The following is a 17119-nucleotide window of genomic DNA, read 5'->3' as shown; positions in this document are numbered from 1 at the left end:
TGTCGAAAATAATCTTGTTGATGATATTGCACAGGCCAGCCAGATATACAAACGCCCGCAGGCTAGCGGGCGTTAAAACTTCTGCCTTTAAAAGACTTAAGAGCCAGTTATGGTAAGGCCTACACCCTTATCACAGAGTTATCTTCGAGTGAAACAGGGGAGGGAACATATTGGTCCGCGGCCCAGTCATTTTCCCACTCTTTATCGTCGAGCAGATAGCGGAACTGATATTGGCTATCTTTAGGCAAATCAAGGGTTGCAGTGAATGCGCCGTTTTTAAGCCGCTTCATTGGCGGCGCCTGAGTATCCCAATTATTGAAATCTCCCAGAAGGCGCACTGTTTGAGCGGCTTTAGCTTCCTGTTTAGTTAATTTAAAGGTGACTTTACAGACAGGTTTTGATTTCAGATATTGCTTTTTTACACTCATCGGACTCTCTCCTTGGTTAACTAAATATGTAATAAAATTACAGAATGCTTATTGTATACCAACCCGCATAGATAATCGCTTACTCAGTGAGACTAAAATGTTCTCTGGCAAGGCATGGTCCTGAAGGTCTAGTGGGTCTAAATCAAAGGACCATAACACAGCCAGGGAGCATTTTAGGCTCGCCCGGAGGGAGCGGCCAGAAGGGCTTATCTCTGTGTTGTCGCTTCTTGACGTAGAACCACTATGCCTGTGAAACGCCGCCTTGATCTAAGCGCTTCTGACCTGCTCTGAGAGAGCAATTATCTATGTGGATTGGTATTACACCAGAATTGCACAAATAATCATCGATTAATCCGGAATATGCTTATAGCTAATCTCAGCGATGCCTTGCATTTGCACCTGTAAGCATAGTTAAAGATAGAAAGTTGTGGGATATACGGGATGTCGGATTTTAGCCTTCTCCGCGATCTGATAGAGATGCCGGCTGATAACAGCCTGAATGACGAAGGTATGGTGTGAGGGAGTAATCGCGTCGCCATCAGGGATGGCAGATATCTGCGAAGATAAAAAAGCCCCGAACCGGGGCTTTAGGAATTCTGATAACCAGCCTTAAGGCTCGTATTAGCAGTGACTTAGTAACGACCACCTGTTCTGGGTTTGGGCGGACGTGCTTCGTTCACTACCAGGGCACGACCGGAAACTTCTTTACCGTTCAGACTCTCAATAGCGGCTTCTGCTTCAGCCCGATCTTCAAACTCGACAAAACCAAAACCTTTTGAGCGATTGGTTTCACGATCCGTAATGATTTTGGCGGAGCTTACAGCACCAAAAGCAGCAAAAGCAGCTTCCAAATCAGCATCTGTCATTTGGTATGACAAGTTTCCTACATATAGTTTCATTGCTTAGTTTCTCAAGGCTGTTGTCTCTCTACGCCATCAAGGAGCCAACAGCCAGAATCACCCGATGTCGTTTGGATAGCAACCATGCCATCCAACCAGTCAGCTCTAGTGTAGAGGTAAAGTTTAAGCCAGCGCAATAAAGATTTGTTACTAACCAGCGGATTTTTTATCCAATCTGGAAATATGCACAGATTCATCGGGTTAAAGACTATTTTGTTTACCGTTAATGCTGTTTTAACAACATCGGTTGAACAAAAAATATTCAAGAAAAGGGGCATTTGCAGTAGAGTAGTAGCCTGTCTGATCAGGCAAAGGTAATGGAAAAGGTCGGAGAGAAGGAGAACGACGCAGGGTAGACAGCCGACTATAATAATAAGACATGTCAGGAGGACTTATGTCAGAGTCCCGGAATAACAGCCAGTTCAACAACTTTTTTATCTCATCAGCACAGCCCATGCTGCTGTTGAATATGCTCAGAATTGTTGATGCTAATAATGCTGCAGCCCGGTTGTTGGGTTGTGATGATGAACAGCAACTGCGCCAGACTGATCTGCGTGACTGGCTGAAATCAGATGATCTCGGCAACCTTGAATCGAGCCTGTCTGATGCCCAACAAAATGGCCATGGCAAAACCCGCTGGTCATGGTGCACGCCACAAAATCATCCCGTAGAAACCGAATGTTTTTTTACCCGAATTGACACTGAGGGAGACAGCCTGCTCCATTGTACCTTACAGCATCTGGATGAATTCGGTCCCAGTGCTCAGGTGCAATTACAGCTCTATCAACAGATGTTTGACAGTTCCCCAGAGGCCATCATTATTACCGATATTAATCATAAGGTGCTATACGCCAACCGGGCATTCAGTGAAATGCTGGGCTATTCGCTGACGGAACTGGTTGGCGCCAATGCCAGGTTACTGCGCTCGTCAAAGCATGACGATGCCTTTTTCAGCCAGATTCAGCAGAGCCTCAGAGTAAAAGGTTTCTGGAGTGGTGATATCTGGGATAAAGGCCGTAACGGGCAGGAATTGCCGCGCCATGTTCGTCTCAGTGCAATAGTGGATGAATTCAGACGACCCCGCTATATCGTCGGAGTCTATACCGAGGCCGGGGCTCATGAGAACCGCATGCTGCAACTGCAGGAAATGGCCTACCATGATGATCTTACCGGCCTGCCTAATCGTGCCCTGTTAATGCAATTATTACCTCATCAGGTGAGCCAGTGCCGGCGCTCTGACGCAGGTTTTGCCCTGATGTTCCTGGATCTGGACAACTTCAAGCCGATTAATGATTCATTCGGTCATGACGCCGGTGACGAAATACTGAAACAGGTAGCTGACAGATTCTGCACAGTGCTTCGCAACAGCGATACCATTGCCCGTCTTGGGGGAGATGAGTTTATCATTCTGGTGACGGATATACGCGGTGCTGCGTCAGTATCCAGAGTGGCTGAGAAGCTGCATCAGTGCCTAAAACAACCCTTTATGATTAAAGGCCAGTCGGCACAAATCAGTACCAGTATTGGTATCAGTCTGTTTCCGGATAACAGTGAAGAGCCTGAAACCCTGATCAATCAGGCTGATATCGCCATGTACAGAGCGAAAAAACGTGGTGAAAACCAGCATGTTTTCTACTGCGAGGAACTGAACCAGGAAGTGGTGCGTTTTAAGCAGGTTGAACAGGATATTCGTGACGGGTTAAGCCGTGAGGAGTTTGTGCCTTATTATCAACCGCAAATTGACAGCCGCAGCGGCGGTATAGTAGGGGTCGAATGTCTTGCGCGCTGGCTGCACAAAGACAAAGGTGTGATTTCGCCAAAAGATTTTATTGCAGTGGCAGAAAAATCCGGACTGATCCAGGAAATGTTCATGCAGGTGCTCTCCAGAGCCATAGGTGATATCGGTGACTGGAAGAAGCGCTACGATTCAGATATTCAGGTGTCAGTGAATATTTCCGGTAGCCAGTTTTGCGATCAGCACAATATCGAACAGATGTCTGCTATGTTGCGTGATTCAGGGGTCAGTCCCGACAAATTTAAAACTGAAATTACCGAAAGCTCGCTGATGGATAACGGCCAGTACCTGCTGGAGCGATTGAGTTGGGTTAAGACTGCGGGCTTCAGTATTGCACTGGATCATTTTGGCAGCGGTTATTCCAGCTTGCGCCAGCTACAGAATCTTCCTCTGGATACCCTGAAAATAGACAGTTCGTTTATTACCGGCATGACTAATCAACCGCGGGATAAAGTGATCATCAAAGCTATTATCCAGCTATCCAAAACTCTGGATATCGATGTGGTGGCACAGGGCGTGGAAGATGCCGATCAGGCTGACTTTTTAAAGCAAAACGGTTGCCATGTTATGCAGGGTTATCATTTCAGTCACCCTCTGCCGGCAGAAGATTTTGCCGAACTTCTGGCCAGTAATCTTGCAGTTTGCTGATACAAATCATTCCCGCTACAAAGAGGCCAGAGTGTTCGGTTAGCGGATTCCAAAAAAGATGCTGCGGGTTCTCTTCGTCATCATATGAGCAGGGGCGCGGACGAACAATACACCGGTTACTTTCCCATCACCCCCGATATTATGTCTAACGCACTGACTTTTCAGTGTAAGTTTCAAACTTAAGCGTCATTAAACGCTCGTTTTTGATTAAAATTCACGCTGTTTCTGTTAAATTGACAGCGCTGTCATTTTGCCGTTAGACTGATTCCTGAGCACTGTCGCTCAGCCCGGTTTACTCATATTCTTGCAACAGATCGGGCCATGCTTAACTTTTACCTTTAAGGACAAGTGGATGGAGAAGACCAGGATATTAATAACAGGCGCAGTGCTTCTGGTATTGCAGGGGTGCAGCAAACCGGTCACTGAGACGGACCAAACCGCGGCAGAAAAAACCGATGCTGCTGCGCTGATGTTTGATGATTTCAATTATACCGATGCCGGTGACTTGTTCAGCAACGGCTGGACAGCGCGCACCGAAACAGGTCACCCGGGTATCGCCGGCGCCAGCTGGTCAGCAGAAGGCGTCAGTGTACATTCTGCCCCCCAGGGTGCTGAGTTTGGCATTGCGCGCCTGAGCTCCGTTACTGACGGTGAGGCTGATGGTACCCGGCATACGCAGATCTGCCATGGGCGTAAGTACTTGTTCGGCACCTATGCGGCCCGCGTATTTTTTCGCAATGAGCCAACCTATGGTCCGGATGGCGATGAAGTGATCCAGACGTTTTACGCTATCAGTCCACTGGCAGAACCCATGGATCCGGATTACAGCGAAGTGGATTTTGAGTATCTGCCTAATGGTGGCTGGGGTGAAAACGAACAATCCGCCATGTGGACTACCAGTTGGGAGACCTTCCAGTTGGAGCCCTGGACCAAAGTTAATGAGTTTAGCCGGGTTGAAGGGGATTACAGCGGCTGGCGCACTCTGGTGATGAATGTCAGTGCAGATGCAGTACGCTATTTTGTTGATGGTAATCTGATTGGTGAGCACAGTGCAGACGTTGCGCCGGAAGTGCCGATGTCGATGAATTTTAACCTCTGGTTTATGCCCGAAGGTGCTGATGGCTCCGTTGGCCCTGTTGACTCGTCCGAACCAAGACAGTATCAACAGGATATCGACTGGGTTTTGCATGTTGCGGATCAGCAGCTAACGACTGATGAAGTAGCTGATAAAGTCGCTACATTGCGGGCCAGTGAGCAATATGCGGTTGATCAGGTACCTGACAAAGGCCTGCCAGCTTATTGTGGCTTATAGCTGTCCCGGAATATAACCGCTGATGTGAACCACGGGCTGAGGCATTCAGCCTGTTCTCTGGCTTAGTCGCCACGGGTAAGATTGACAGTGTGTTAAACAGCTTCGCTGCCCAGCCTCTCGCCCCAGTGCTCTATTGGTGCGGGTTTGCCGAAGTAGTACCCCTGAAAGCAGGTAAAGCCCATCTGTTTGAGCAAGCTGAGCTGCGCTTCTGTTTCCACACCCTCAGCAATTGCCTGCATTTTAAGGGCATTGGCCAGCTCAAGGGTCATTCTTACTATCTTACGGTGACGCTCTGAGCTTTCAATGCGGTCCACAAATTCCCGATCCACTTTCAGTACCGATGCAGATAAATCAATTAGCTGCGACAGCGACGCATGGCCGGTACCAAAATCGTCGATAATAATCGTCGCGCCGACGTTAGCCAGTGAGGAAAGGCGCTTTTTGGTTTCGTCGTGACTGGCCAGTACGGATGTTTCGGTGAGTTCCAGTTTCAGTTTGTCACGCAGAAACAGGCTTTCAGAAAATCGGCGTAAGAGTTTTTCATAAAACACATCATCGAGTAACTCTGGTCCTGACAGATTCACCGCCAGCGGCACCTCAGGCAGCCCGGCAGGCCAGTTTTCCAGCAATAATACCGCTTTTTCCAACACCTTCTGAGTAAACAGTATGTGTCATTTATTTTTCTCAATCTGAGGCAGGAACTGATAGGGCTGAAGAATCTGATTCTCAGCCGGATCGTCCAAACGGGCCAGCACTTCAAAGCCAGTAATTTTGTGATGTTGGTCGACCTGAGGCTGCAGCCATAAGGCCAGGCTGCCCTCATCCAGCAGTCGCTTAACTCTGTCCTTATTCCTGGTATCCTGACGTATCAGTTTTACCACTTTGGAGTCGTACTGCTCACAGGGGCGGTTCGGAGTGGTTTGGCTAAGGGCAATGGCGCAGGCCTCGGCCAATAATGGGGCTGACGTAAACCCGGAAGAACTGCAATAACCTGCCCGCCACTGCAGATTAAACATCAGCTCCTTCTTGCCGGTACGCTGAATAACCTGTACCGGCAGGTGTTTCTCCAGCCAGTCGGGAATATTTTCAGTACTGGATTGTGAGGTATTCACACTGAGCAAAAACTTTGCACCAGGAAAACGGTACAGGTTTACCGAAGAGGGCAATTGATTGCGTAACAACGCAGCTGCATCAGCCAGTACCTGATCGCCGGCAGAGAAGCTGTACTGCAGATTGATGTCTTTAAGATTCGCCAGCTTTAGCAGGATAACAGTGTGAGGGTGTGCCAGGGTCTGGGGGAACTGGTGGCTCCAGTAATGGTGGTTCTTAAGTTCGGTAAGGGCATCGGAATAGTGTTTGGTAATATGCTGTCGTTTAAGCTGGCCAATTTTTTTGTCTGCGGCCGTAGTGTGTGAGATATCGAAGCAGTGGATAAGCTGCTTCTTATGATGAATAAGACTGGCAGGTTGTATTTTATAAATGGCATTACTATCTGAGTGTAACGCCGCTTCTGCCGTTTCCCCTGCAATCAGCGGTCTGGTCAAAGTGAAAAGTTCATAAATAAAACGGCAATCAGCAGGGGCATTGTGCATAAGCTTCCTGGCACTTTTATTGGCATGAAGAATTCGTCCTTGCTGATCACAGAAAAAAGACGGGGTGCCGCCGTTATTGAAAATCTCCTGGTAGCGTTTAACCAGCTTACCCAGTTTTTTGCTTTGCTCGCGGTTAAGCTGGGATTGTTGTTCAAGGGATGTCAGAACACGTATCACAGCAACCGGAAGACAGAAGTTAAAGAACAGAAACACCAGTGAACTGAGATAGATATAGGTACCCGGAAGGGACATGTCTATCCCCAGTAGTGGGGCTAATGGCTCGTTTATGAGTAATACGGCAAAGGGAATGACATTTAACAACATGCCGGCCACTGCGGCTTTGTTGCCATAACAGATGCGCAGGATAATCGGCAGGGTGAAGAACAACAATAACCCGTAGCGGGCTGAAGCCAGCTCAGGCGTAAAAAACATAATGCAAAAGCCAGCCAGTACAATGGTGATGGTAAGGGAAGCTGACGCCATGGCTATCCTGTTTTTGCCCAGCGACATTGCCCCCCAAAGTAAAGCCGAAAAGCTGAAGGTCATAACCAGAACGTAGTAAAGGTTCTGTGTGTAAGCTGCGTATGATGAGTGTATTACTATTGCAGAGGTCAGTATCACACCACTGGAGAGGATTAGTCTGAGAACGCTGAGCTTCCAGGTAGTTTCATCAGGCGTTTTAAGATGCTGCGGATCTAATAAAAGGTAGTGTTTAATTGCGTTAGAAATACCGGTAAACAAGCTGCAACTTCCTGTTTTTTATTTTCTTTATCGCTTAAGAACGTAAAGTATAATAGTCACAGGGTGTTGTCGAGCAGATGCTGAAATGTGTCAGTGGCTTTATGTCCCAGCTAATGCTCAGGAAAGCGAATATCGTTAATATCTGCCACAAAAAAGGGGAAATACTGCTCAGTGCCAAACTGGTTGCCAGCCTCTACATGAGTGGGCAGGCGGAAACCTGCAAAGATTCTGAACTCAGACAAATAGCCACCGAAAGGCTGCAGCCGGTATTTTTTGTCGGGATTGGCGTTGCTCCAGCGTTCGAAACTGACTTGTGTTGGCCGGCCATCGGCGGCGACTGTGATATCGACGGATTGTGATAATCCCTGATAGCTTACCGTAAGCCGCGCACAATCCTTATCTGGCTGTTCCCATAGAATGCCGGGACCGGGCAAAACCGAGGCCGGGGCCCAGAAAACCGCTTCAGCCACATAGCGACCAAAGGCTGAGCGTTTATGATTTATGTCACTATTCATACGGGCTACCGGCAGCAGACCCATCAGCCAGAAGCGTGTCCACTTATGGCTATCTGAGCCTGACAGACGCAGCCATCCCCGCCGCGCCTGCATTTTCCAGACAAAGCCTGCCGGTACGCTCAGGGTTTGATGGGCGTGCATATCAAGATAATCAGGCTTAGCCTTTACCCCCATGCCGAATCGCCCGGTCATGCTGATACTGGCGACGGTATAAAGTGGTGTGCCTGGCTCAATAGTGTAAAGAAAGTAGCGCCGGGCAGTTTCTGGCAGTGCGGCGATCATCGACGCATCAAAGTGTGCGGGTGCGTCAGGCTGGTCTGCAACAAGCCGGCTGATAGCCCTGGCATCGGCCCGGTGATCACAACCTCGCCAGATAAAAAGTGCCAGTGCGGCCAGTATCAGTAACAACAGAGCGATCGACATAATGTGTTTCCACAGAATTATAAGGTAATGGATCTGTCAGGATTTAAAATCAGTTAGTCGTGAAGTGCTGGCCCCTTAAAACGATCCACCCACATGGCGGTGGCGCCGCAAATGGCGACCGGCATCACCAGAAAGTTGATCACCGGGATCATGGCAAACAGGGTCACGGTAATGCCAAAGCTGAAGCTGGCGGTTTTCTGACTGCCGAGCACATCGCGCATACGGATAAAGCTGACTTTATGGTTATCAAAAGGGTAGTCGGCGTACTGGATGGCCATCATCCAGGCGGTAAATAAGAACCATATTACCTGACCGAATACCGGCAGTAAGAAAAACACAATCAAAAAACCGACAGCACGGGGGATATAATACAGCAATTTGGTCCACTCCCTGCCCAGGGTGCGCGGGATATCTTTGAGCAGCGCCATTACGCCACTATCGCCGAGGCTTTGCCCGGTAAGATGTTGTTCGACTTTCTCTGCCAATAGCCCGTTAAAAGGCGCAGCAATCCAGTTGGCGACACTGTTAAACAAAAACGAAAAGGTGACCAGCACAATAATCACCGCCAATGGCCAGATAAAGACAGCCAGCCAGTCTTTCAGCCAGTCCAGCCAGTTGGGAATGCTGTCCATCAGCCAGAGAATGGCCACATCAATCTGTTGCAGCAAAAAATAAAACGCCACGGCGAACAGGATCAGATTAACCAGTAGCGGCACAAATACAAAGCGCCGCAGGCCCTTAACCCGGATCAGCTCGAAGCCTTGCATAAAATAGCCGGCGCCGCTTTTAAGCTGTGGTGATGACATAGTACTCCTTATTACGCTTGTCTTTGCCTGTTAGCTTAATCGAATTTTGCGCCCTGTGAATAACTCAATTGTTACACCTGATGACTTTTGGTACATTCATTTGTTCATTCCGCTCCCGGACAATAATAATAAGGACTCATGCGGCTTAAAAAGATCAAACTGGCGGGTTTTAAGTCTTTTGTCGACCCCACCAGTATTCCTTTTCCCGATGACATGACGGCGATTGTCGGCCCCAATGGCTGCGGCAAGTCTAATGTCATTGATGCCGTGCGCTGGGTGCTGGGAGAAAGCTCGGCGAAGAACCTGCGTGGTGATGCCATGACCGATGTGATCTTCAACGGCTCATCGGCCCGCAAACCGGTTTCCCAGTGCAGTGTGGAGCTGGTGTTTGATAATTCCAGTGGCCGTATTCAGGGCGAGTACGCCAACTACAATGAACTGTCGGTCAAGCGCCTGGTTACCCGTGAGGCACAGTCCCATTATTTTCTCAACGGCAGCAAATGCCGTCGCCGTGATGTGACGGACCTGTTTCTGGGCACCGGCCTCGGCCCGCGCAGCTATGCCATTATCGAGCAGGGCATGATCTCCCGTCTGATTGAATCCAAACCCCAGGAATTGCGGGTTTTTATCGAAGAAGCGGCGGGGATCTCCAAATACAAGGAAAGGCGAAGGGAAACCGAGAACCGTATCCGCCACAGCCGCGATAATTTAGAGCGTCTTGAAGATGTGCGTGATGAGCTGGGTAAGCAACTGGATAAATTGCAGCGCCAGGCCGCTGCCGCCCGTCGTTACAAAGAATTAAAGGCCAGTGAACGGCGTTACAAGGCGGAACTGGCGGCCCTGCGCTGGCTTAAACAAAGTCACCAGATTGGCTCTTTGGAACAGCAGATTGGCGAACACGAGAATAAGATTGAAAGCCTGATCGCACGCCAGCGCGGCGATGAAAAAGGCATGCTGGAGTACCAGCAGCGCCAGCAGGATCTTAAACAGCGCCTCAGCGACATTCAGAATCAGGTGTTTCAGGTGGGTAATCAGATCACCCGCCTGGAACAGAACCAGATCCACGCCCGCCAGCGCAAACAACAAATTGATGAGCAACTCACCCGGCTGGAGCAGGATGTCGGCGACAGCGAAACCCGCCTGACCCATGAGCAACAGGCACTGGATGAACTCAGTGCACAGCTTGAAGCGCAGGAGCCTGAGCTGGCGCTGCTACAGGAGCAAAGTGAACAGGCCCAGGCGCAGCTTGCAGAGGCAGAACAGGGGGCTGTGGAGCAACAATCGGCCTGGCGGGCTCAGGAGCAGCAATATTACCAGATACGCCAGCAGTGCCAGAGCCAGCAAACCCGTATCGAAGGTCAGCAGGCCATGATTGGCAGGGCAGAGGTGCGTCTGCGTGAATTACAGGATGAGCTGAGCCGCTTTGGCGATGTCGATACGGCTCCGGAGTCTGAGCAAATTACTGAGCAGTTAAAAGAAAAACAACGGCAGCTTGAACAACTAAATCATGCCTGTGAGCAGGCCCGGGCACAGCACCACCAATATCAACAACAGGTGCAACAATTACAGGATCAATTGCTGGAGCTCAGTGGTGAGATCCAGCAAGGGCAGGGAAGACTGGCCTCCCTGGAAACCCTGCAACAATCCTCACAACAACAAGATAAAGAGCTGAAACACTGGCTCGAGTCCCAGTCTTCCCCCCCGCCACCGGTGTGGCAGAGTTTAAAAGCCGAGCCTGGCTGGGAGACAGCGCTGGAGTCGGCGCTGCAAAGCTGGCTGAGTGCGCCGGTGCTGGATCAGGTTGAGCCACCATCACTGCCCGGCAGTCAGTGGCTGTTAAAGAACCAGATGACGACCGACAAGCCCGCTGGCACTCTGGCGGCAAAAGTCCAGACCGAAGGGGTGCCCTCTTTTCTGTGCTGTATTTGGGTTATCGAAGATGATGCGCAGATCACAAAGCGGCGCTTAAGCCTGGAACCGGGGGAGAGTCTGATCACTGTCGAAGGATTTTGGTATGGCCGTGACTGGCAGATTCAGGGTACGGTGAAAAGCCACAGCGGCATGCTCGACAGAGCCGCTGATATTCAGGCTCTGCAGCAGCAGGTGCAACAGCAACAGGCGCAAAAACAGCAGCTTGAACAGCAATATCAGCAGCTCAAAGCACAGCTGCAGCAAAGCGCTGAGCACAGTGAACAGCAACAACAGCAGTTGCGCCAGCTTGAGCTGGAGGTGATGCAACTGGAGCAGCAACTGGACGGTATAGCGCGGGAACAACAGAGCCGAATACAACAATATGAGCGGCTGAATGAACAAATCAGCGCTCAGCAGGAACAACTACAACAGGATCGAATGGATCTCGAACTGCAGCTTGCCGAGCAGCAGGAACTGCAGGTACAACTGGAAAGTCATCAGGATGAACATCAACAGGTTCAGGCTCAGCAGGAACAGCTACAACAACAGCTGAGTCAGTTGCGCGCCCAGGCCGAGCAGACCCGTGCCCGTCAGCATGAGCTGGCTTTAACGGTGCAGGGGCTGAGTAACCAAAAAGATAATGCTTATCAGGCCATTGAACGGCACCGTCATCGCCTGGAAGATAAACAACAGGACAGACAGCGCCTACTTGAAGAAAAAGAGCAGTGGCAGCAGCCCGCCGAAGAGCAGTCCGAGCAATTACAGATTTTACTAGAACAGCGTATGGAGCTGGAAGCCCGGCAGACTGAACTGGCGCAACAGCTCAGTGAAGTGGAGGATTATCTGCACAAGGCTCAGTCAGGCCAGCATCAGTTGCAGGAGCAGATAAACCAGTTACGTGAAACCCAGCAAAGTCTGCAACTTGAATGTGAGGGCTGCCGGGTACGGGCCAGCGGTTTTATCGATCAGCTTGAGCAGATGCAACAAAACGTCAAATCGGTACTCGAAGCTCTGGATGAAAACGCCGATGAAAATCACTGGCAGCAGGAGCTGGATAAAATCAGCGCGGCGGTAGGGCGCCTTGGTGCGGTCAACCTGGCGGCAGTAGAAGAATATGAAGTGCAGGCCGAGCGTAAAAAACACCTGGATGATCAATATCAGGATCTTACCGAGGCTTTGGAGACGCTGGATAACGCCATTCGCAAGATAGACCGGGAAACCCGCAGTCGTTTTCGTGATACCTTTGAGCGGGTGAATGAGGATCTTAAAACCCTGTTCCCGAAAGTATTTGGTGGTGGTTCGGCCTATCTGGAACTGACCGATGATGACTTACTGGAAACCGGCGTGACCATCATGGCCAGACCACCAGGCAAGAAAAACAGTACGATTCACCTGCTAAGTGGTGGAGAAAAAGCCCTGACCGCTTTATCATTGGTGTTCGCGATTTTCAGACTCAATCCGGCGCCTTTTTGTTTGCTGGATGAGGTGGATGCACCACTGGATGATGCTAACGTGGGGCGTTTCTGTAATTTGGTTTCAGAGATGTCCAATACGGTACAGTTTATTTATATCACCCATAACAAAATCGCAATGGAGATGGCTAAACATCTTACCGGCGTCACCATGGCCGAACCCGGCGTGTCTCGTATGGTTGCCGTTGACGTGGATGAGGCGATTGCCCTTGCTGAACTTTAAGCAGAAATAAAAATACAAAATGGAAGAATTACGCCTGACATTTCTAATTTTCGGAGCCCTGGCCATCGCCGGGATCCTCGCCCATGGCTTGTGGACTGTGCGAAAAAAACGCAGCGCCGAGCGTGAAACCCCAAAGCCGGAGCATTTGCATTATCGGGATAACCGCGCCGATGCTGACTTTGAGATCAGTGACGAAAGCCCCGAGCAGGACTTCGATGATCTGGGTATCGGACCAGTACGCGTGGTTAAAGTGGATCCAAAAAAGGCCGATACTGATGATGCCAATGTGTCAGCCATGGATGACTCACCGGCCAGCGGTCGTTACAGTGCAGAGCCGGAACCAGAGTCGCAGATGTTTAACGAATCCCGCGCCGCCCAGAGCAGCTTTAAGGCCAGTGCAGCGAAAGATGAGCGGGTGGACATAGACCCGGACGCCGTGCCGGAGCCACCGTCTTTTTTACTCAGAACCGGTGGTGGCGAGCAGGCTCAGCAAACTCAGGTGCGCAAAGAACCGGTGATCGGTGATATTGCTGATACCGCCCCGGCCAGCGAAACACCCCATCGCGCTGCAAAAGCCTCAGCAGTCAAGGCGCAAAAAGAGACAGGCCCGGCAGATAAACCCCTGACGAATAAATCTGTGAAGCGCATACCCGCTGAGCAGGAAGCACAACCAGAACATGCCGAAAAACCTGAACAACAAAGTACTTCGGTGGGCGGCGCTTTTGCCGAGCAGGCCCGCAAACTGGTACAGCGCAAGAAACCGGATATCACCAAAGCTGCGCCAAAACGTCGCGAACCTAAACTGGGCGGTTCGCGTCTGGCCGAGGATCAGATGCGAATTGATTTTGACGAACCCGAATTAAAGGCTGAGCCTGATGTGGCCGCAGAGAATCCGGAAGCGAAGCAATCTGAAGCTAAAGCCGTTTCCCAGGAAGTGCTGGTACTGAACGTGAAAGCGCCCGACAACAAACCAATTCCGGGCTCGGCCTTATTGCCCTCTTTGCTCACCCTGGGTTTTAAATTTGGTGATCAGGATATCTTTCACCGGCATGTTAACAGTAATGGCAAGGGGCCTGTGTTATTCAGCCTGGCCAATATGTTTAAGCCCGGCGTGTTTGATATCGACAATATCGAAACCTTCAGCACACAGGGCGTAAGCTTGTTTATGATCCTGCCCATCGAAGGTGACCCGCATCAGGTATTCAACATGATGCACAACGCTGCGCGCAAACTGGCCGATGAATTTGGCGCTCAGGTGCTCGATGGTCGTCGTAGTGCGCTGACTAAACAAAGCCTGCAACAGTATGTGGAAAAGATCCGCGAATTTGAGCGCCAGCGAATGATTAAGCGGGCCAACTAGTCGCGGCTGTTTAAAGATAAAAACCCAACCTGTTAAAAAAGCCTGACCGACCATGCAGATTGAACAAGAGTTAGCCCGCTTGCGGGCGCAATTGAATGAGTATAACTATCAGTACTATGTGCTGGACGATCCTACCGTGCCCGATGCCGAATATGATCGCCTGATGGAGCGTTTAAAGGCACTGGAAGCACAGCATCCTGAGCTGATTAGTCCCGACTCACCGACTCAGAAAGTAGGCGCCGCTCCGGTTGGTGCCTTTGGTGAAGTTGAGCATGAAGTACCCATGTTGTCGCTGGACAACGCCTTTGATGCAGACTCTTTTGCGGCCTTTGAAAAAAGGGTGCATGACCGTTTAAAGGATGACAGCAAGGTAACCTGGTGCTGTGAGCCCAAGCTTGACGGCCTGGCTGTCAGTCTGCTGTATGAGGATGGCAAACTGGTCAGGGGGGCCACCCGTGGTGATGGCCGTACCGGTGAGAATATCACCGCCAATGTGAAAACCATTGCCAACCTGCCCCTGAGTCTGCGTGGCGAAGATTATCCCAAACGACTTGAGGTGCGCGGCGAGGTGTTTATGACCAAAGCCGGTTTTGAGGCTCTGAATGACAGCCAGCGTAAACAGGGCGGCAAGATCTTTGCTAACCCCCGCAATGCCGCCGCCGGCAGTTTACGCCAGCTCGACTCGCGCATTACCGCCAAACGGCCGCTGCGGATCTATGTTTACTCTATGGGTCTGGTGGAGGGCGAACAATCGCCGCTGGCAAACAGCCATTATCAGCGTTTACAGCAACTCAGAGGCTGGGGGCTGCCTCTGTGTCCACAAACTGGTCTGGCACAAGACCGGGCCGGTTGCGAAGCCTTCTATGAAAAGATTATGGCCATTCGTGACAGCCTGGATTATGAGATTGATGGCCTGGTCTGCAAGGTGGATGATATCGGGCTGCAACAACGGCTCGGCTTTGTGGCCCGGGCCCCGCGCTGGGCAGTGGCCTGGAAGTTTCCGGCGCAGGAGCAGATGACAGAATTGCTGGATGTGGAATTTCAGGTGGGACGCACAGGCGCCATTACCCCGGTGGCCCGTTTAAAGCCGGTATCGGTGGGCGGTGTGGTGGTTTCCAATGCCACCTTGCACAATCAGGATGAGATCAAACGCCTTGGCATTAAAATTGGCGATAAGGTGATTATCCGCCGTGCCGGTGATGTGATCCCTCAGGTGGTGTCGGTGGTTAAAGCCAAACGGCCCGATAATGCCCGCGATATTGTGTTTCCTGAGCATTGCCCCATTTGTGAGTCCAATATTGAAAAGCTCGAAGCCGAAGCGGTGGCCCGCTGTACCGGCGGTCTGGTGTGTGCGGCCCAGCGCAAAGAAGCGCTGAAACACTTTGCTTCGCGTAAGGCGCTGGATGTTGACGGTTTGGGTGACAAGCTGATTGAACAACTGGTAGAGCAGGGCAAGGTACATACCCCGGCTGACTTGTTCCGGCTGGATATGAGCCAGCTGATTGGCATGGAACGCATGGGCGAGAAATCTGCCGCCAATTTGCTTAAGGCGCTGGAAAAGGCCAAACAGACTACGTTGCCACGGTTTCTTTATGCACTGGGTATTCGCGAGGTGGGTGAGGCTACCGCCGGTAATCTGGCTCTGCACTTTCTGACCCTTGAGGCGTTGCAGCAGGCATCCCTTGAGCAGTTACAGGAGGTCAATGATGTGGGTGAGGTGGTGGCCCGGCATCTTGTCAATTTCTTTGCCGAAGAGCATAACAACAAGGTGGTTCAGGAGCTCATAGCAGAAGGGGTACACTGGCCCGTTATCGACGCCCCTGACGAAGCAGAGCAACCGCTGAAAGACAAAACCTTTGTGCTGACCGGTACCCTGTCGGCCATGGGCCGCAGTGAGGCCAAGGCAAAATTACAGCAACTGGGCGCCAAAGTGGCAGGCAGTGTTTCTGAGCGCACCGATTTTCTGGTGGCCGGTGAGAAGGCCGGCTCTAAGCTTAATAAGGCCACTGAACTGGGGGTGGAGATCCTGAGCGAAGAGCAGATGCTGGCGTTGTTTGCACAATATGATGCCTGATGATCTGTAGTGCCCAATTTATTTGGCGATTTACAGTTCAGACTATAATTATTTGATTTTAAAGGATGCACTAACAACATGCATGATGTCCTTTTTCAGTTAACGCAATGGCTGCAGCCTTATTATATCGAGGTGGCCATGACCTTTGTTGCCACCTTACTGGTGGTGTATGGCGATGTGGTGAACAAGCACATCAAGCGCATGCTCAGCCCTTATCCTTTTGTGGTGCGCACATTGGTGTTTGTGCTTGTCTGTGCTTTCGGTTACGGGGCTTTTATTTTGTTTGTGACACCATTTTTCAAACAGCTGATTCTGATGATTCCTTCTGTGTATCAGGGGATCAGCATTGTCAGCGTGTTTTTACTGTTGGGTTATATGGCCGAACGGCGCCGGTATATCTGATGGCCTGTAAAGCAGATGGATTTTCAGATTGATGAGCGGGCCCAGGGCGATTCTGCCACTGCATTATTACGACGCCGAAGGCAGGATAAAGCCCAACCGGCTGATGTACCTGAGCCTGCTGTTTCTGATTCGTGGTTATCTGGTGTTTATTGCCTCATTATCCTATCGCCAGGATCCCAGTCTGATCCTGTCGCTGTTTTACCCGGACAAGGGCTATTTCTATTTCAGTTTATTATTGGGCCTGCCGGCGCTGCTGATTATGGGTATGGTGTTCTGGCGCCATAAGCTGGTTGAAGGTGGCGCCAGAGTATTGTTCAGACCCGTTCGTTATGTGTTGTTGTGCAGCCTGACAGTGGATGGGGTGTTTCATTTACTCATGGCCCATCAGGGCCACTGGCAGTTTTCCTGGGTGATCGCTCTGACCCTGCTGTTGGATATGTTGTTTGCGGCATACTGGTATCGCAGCCGCACCCTGAGATTGATGTTAAAAGACTGGCAGCATAAATCGCATTAGCAAA

General features: G+C 50.7%; 13 protein-coding genes. 7 read left to right on the top strand and 6 right to left on the bottom strand.

From position 1 onward, the window contains the following. Positions 1-119 precede the first annotated feature (119 nt). Positions 120-428: an isoamylase early set domain-containing protein gene (locus AT746_RS10755; protein WP_062480173.1), complete on the bottom strand. Its 309-nt coding sequence runs from the start codon at positions 426-428 to the stop codon at positions 120-122. A gap of 632 nt (positions 429-1060) precedes the next feature. Beyond that, the gene (locus tag AT746_RS10750) at positions 1061-1327 is read right to left on the bottom strand and encodes an RNA recognition motif domain-containing protein (RefSeq protein ID WP_062480171.1); all 267 of its coding nucleotides are present in this window, start codon (positions 1325-1327) and stop codon (positions 1061-1063) included. Positions 1328-1721: 394 nt separating this feature from the next. Between AT746_RS10750 and AT746_RS10745 the strand changes: the two genes are divergently transcribed. Both AT746_RS10745 and AT746_RS10740 read left to right on the top strand, forming a co-directional pair. Beyond that, the gene (locus AT746_RS10745) at positions 1722-3770 is read left to right on the top strand and encodes a bifunctional diguanylate cyclase/phosphodiesterase (RefSeq protein WP_062480169.1); all 2049 of its coding nucleotides are present in this window, start codon (positions 1722-1724) and stop codon (positions 3768-3770) included. Between the two features lie 352 nt (positions 3771-4122). After that, the gene (locus AT746_RS10740; protein WP_062480167.1) at positions 4123-5082 is read left to right on the top strand and encodes a glycoside hydrolase family 16 protein; all 960 of its coding nucleotides are present in this window, start codon (positions 4123-4125) and stop codon (positions 5080-5082) included. A gap of 92 nt (positions 5083-5174) precedes the next feature. Here AT746_RS10740 and AT746_RS20055 read toward each other — a convergent pair whose 3' ends face one another. From AT746_RS20055 to cysZ, 4 genes are all read right to left on the bottom strand, one after another. Then, positions 5175-5747, bottom strand: a complete 573-nt coding sequence (locus AT746_RS20055; RefSeq protein ID WP_335338218.1) for an EAL domain-containing protein — start codon at positions 5745-5747, stop codon at positions 5175-5177. A gap of 6 nt (positions 5748-5753) precedes the next feature. Continuing rightward, the gene (locus AT746_RS20050) at positions 5754-7157 is read right to left on the bottom strand and encodes a diguanylate cyclase domain-containing protein (protein ID WP_231730917.1); all 1404 of its coding nucleotides are present in this window, start codon (positions 7155-7157) and stop codon (positions 5754-5756) included. 368 nt (positions 7158-7525) lie between these two features. Continuing rightward, positions 7526-8353 carry a DUF6544 family protein gene (locus tag AT746_RS10730; RefSeq protein WP_062480165.1) on the bottom strand — a complete coding sequence of 276 codons (828 nt, stop codon included), beginning with the start codon at positions 8351-8353 and terminating at the stop codon, positions 7526-7528. Between the two features lie 53 nt (positions 8354-8406). Then, positions 8407-9159, bottom strand: coding sequence for a sulfate transporter CysZ (gene cysZ / locus AT746_RS10725; protein ID WP_062480163.1), 753 nt, complete (start codon positions 9157-9159; stop codon positions 8407-8409). 138 nt (positions 9160-9297) lie between these two features. Here cysZ and smc point away from each other — a divergent pair, with 138 nt between their 5' ends. The 5 genes from smc (at position 9298) to AT746_RS10700 (ending at position 17115) form a co-directional block, all read left to right on the top strand. Beyond that, positions 9298-12765 carry a chromosome segregation protein SMC gene (gene smc / locus AT746_RS10720; protein WP_062480161.1) on the top strand — a complete coding sequence of 1156 codons (3468 nt, stop codon included), beginning with the start codon at positions 9298-9300 and terminating at the stop codon, positions 12763-12765. Between the two features lie 19 nt (positions 12766-12784). Further along, positions 12785-14125 carry a cell division protein ZipA gene (gene zipA, locus AT746_RS10715; RefSeq protein ID WP_062480159.1) on the top strand — a complete coding sequence of 447 codons (1341 nt, stop codon included), beginning with the start codon at positions 12785-12787 and terminating at the stop codon, positions 14123-14125. A gap of 52 nt (positions 14126-14177) precedes the next feature. Further along, positions 14178-16199 (top strand): NAD-dependent DNA ligase LigA, encoded by a 2022-nt coding sequence (gene ligA, locus AT746_RS10710; RefSeq protein ID WP_062480156.1) that lies wholly within the window; start codon positions 14178-14180, stop codon positions 16197-16199. A gap of 78 nt (positions 16200-16277) precedes the next feature. After that, entirely contained in the window at positions 16278-16601 is a 324-nt protein-coding gene (locus tag AT746_RS10705; RefSeq protein ID WP_062480154.1) for a DUF3392 domain-containing protein, read from the top strand. Positions 16602-16632: 31 nt separating this feature from the next. Further along, the gene (locus AT746_RS10700) at positions 16633-17115 is read left to right on the top strand and encodes a DUF2919 family protein (RefSeq protein ID WP_062480151.1); all 483 of its coding nucleotides are present in this window, start codon (positions 16633-16635) and stop codon (positions 17113-17115) included. Positions 17116-17119 lie beyond the last annotated feature (4 nt).

This window comes from Lacimicrobium alkaliphilum (genome assembly GCF_001466725.1).
Taxonomy (GTDB): Bacteria; Pseudomonadota; Gammaproteobacteria; order Enterobacterales; family Alteromonadaceae; genus Lacimicrobium; species Lacimicrobium alkaliphilum_B.
Note: the sequence above shows the minus strand (reverse complement) of the source record. Positions and strands in the feature narration are given on the sequence as shown.

Coding starts and splice junctions, on each gene's coding strand:
- AT746_RS10755 (WP_062480173.1), bottom strand. CDS start 428: ATGAGTGTAAAAAAGCAATATCTGAAATCAAAACCTGTCTGTAAAGTC.
- AT746_RS10750 (WP_062480171.1), bottom strand. CDS start 1,327: ATGAAACTATATGTAGGAAACTTGTCATACCAAATGACAGATGCTGAT.
- AT746_RS10745 (WP_062480169.1), top strand. CDS start 1,722: ATGTCAGAGTCCCGGAATAACAGCCAGTTCAACAACTTTTTTATCTCA.
- AT746_RS10740 (WP_062480167.1), top strand. CDS start 4,123: ATGGAGAAGACCAGGATATTAATAACAGGCGCAGTGCTTCTGGTATTG.
- AT746_RS20050 (WP_231730917.1), bottom strand. CDS start 7,157: ATGGCGTCAGCTTCCCTTACCATCACCATTGTACTGGCTGGCTTTTGC.
- AT746_RS10730 (WP_062480165.1), bottom strand. CDS start 8,353: ATGTCGATCGCTCTGTTGTTACTGATACTGGCCGCACTGGCACTTTTT.
- cysZ (WP_062480163.1), bottom strand. CDS start 9,159: ATGTCATCACCACAGCTTAAAAGCGGCGCCGGCTATTTTATGCAAGGC.
- smc (WP_062480161.1), top strand. CDS start 9,298: ATGCGGCTTAAAAAGATCAAACTGGCGGGTTTTAAGTCTTTTGTCGAC.
- zipA (WP_062480159.1), top strand. CDS start 12,785: ATGGAAGAATTACGCCTGACATTTCTAATTTTCGGAGCCCTGGCCATC.
- ligA (WP_062480156.1), top strand. CDS start 14,178: ATGCAGATTGAACAAGAGTTAGCCCGCTTGCGGGCGCAATTGAATGAG.
- AT746_RS10705 (WP_062480154.1), top strand. CDS start 16,278: ATGCATGATGTCCTTTTTCAGTTAACGCAATGGCTGCAGCCTTATTAT.
- AT746_RS10700 (WP_062480151.1), top strand. CDS start 16,633: ATGAGCGGGCCCAGGGCGATTCTGCCACTGCATTATTACGACGCCGAA.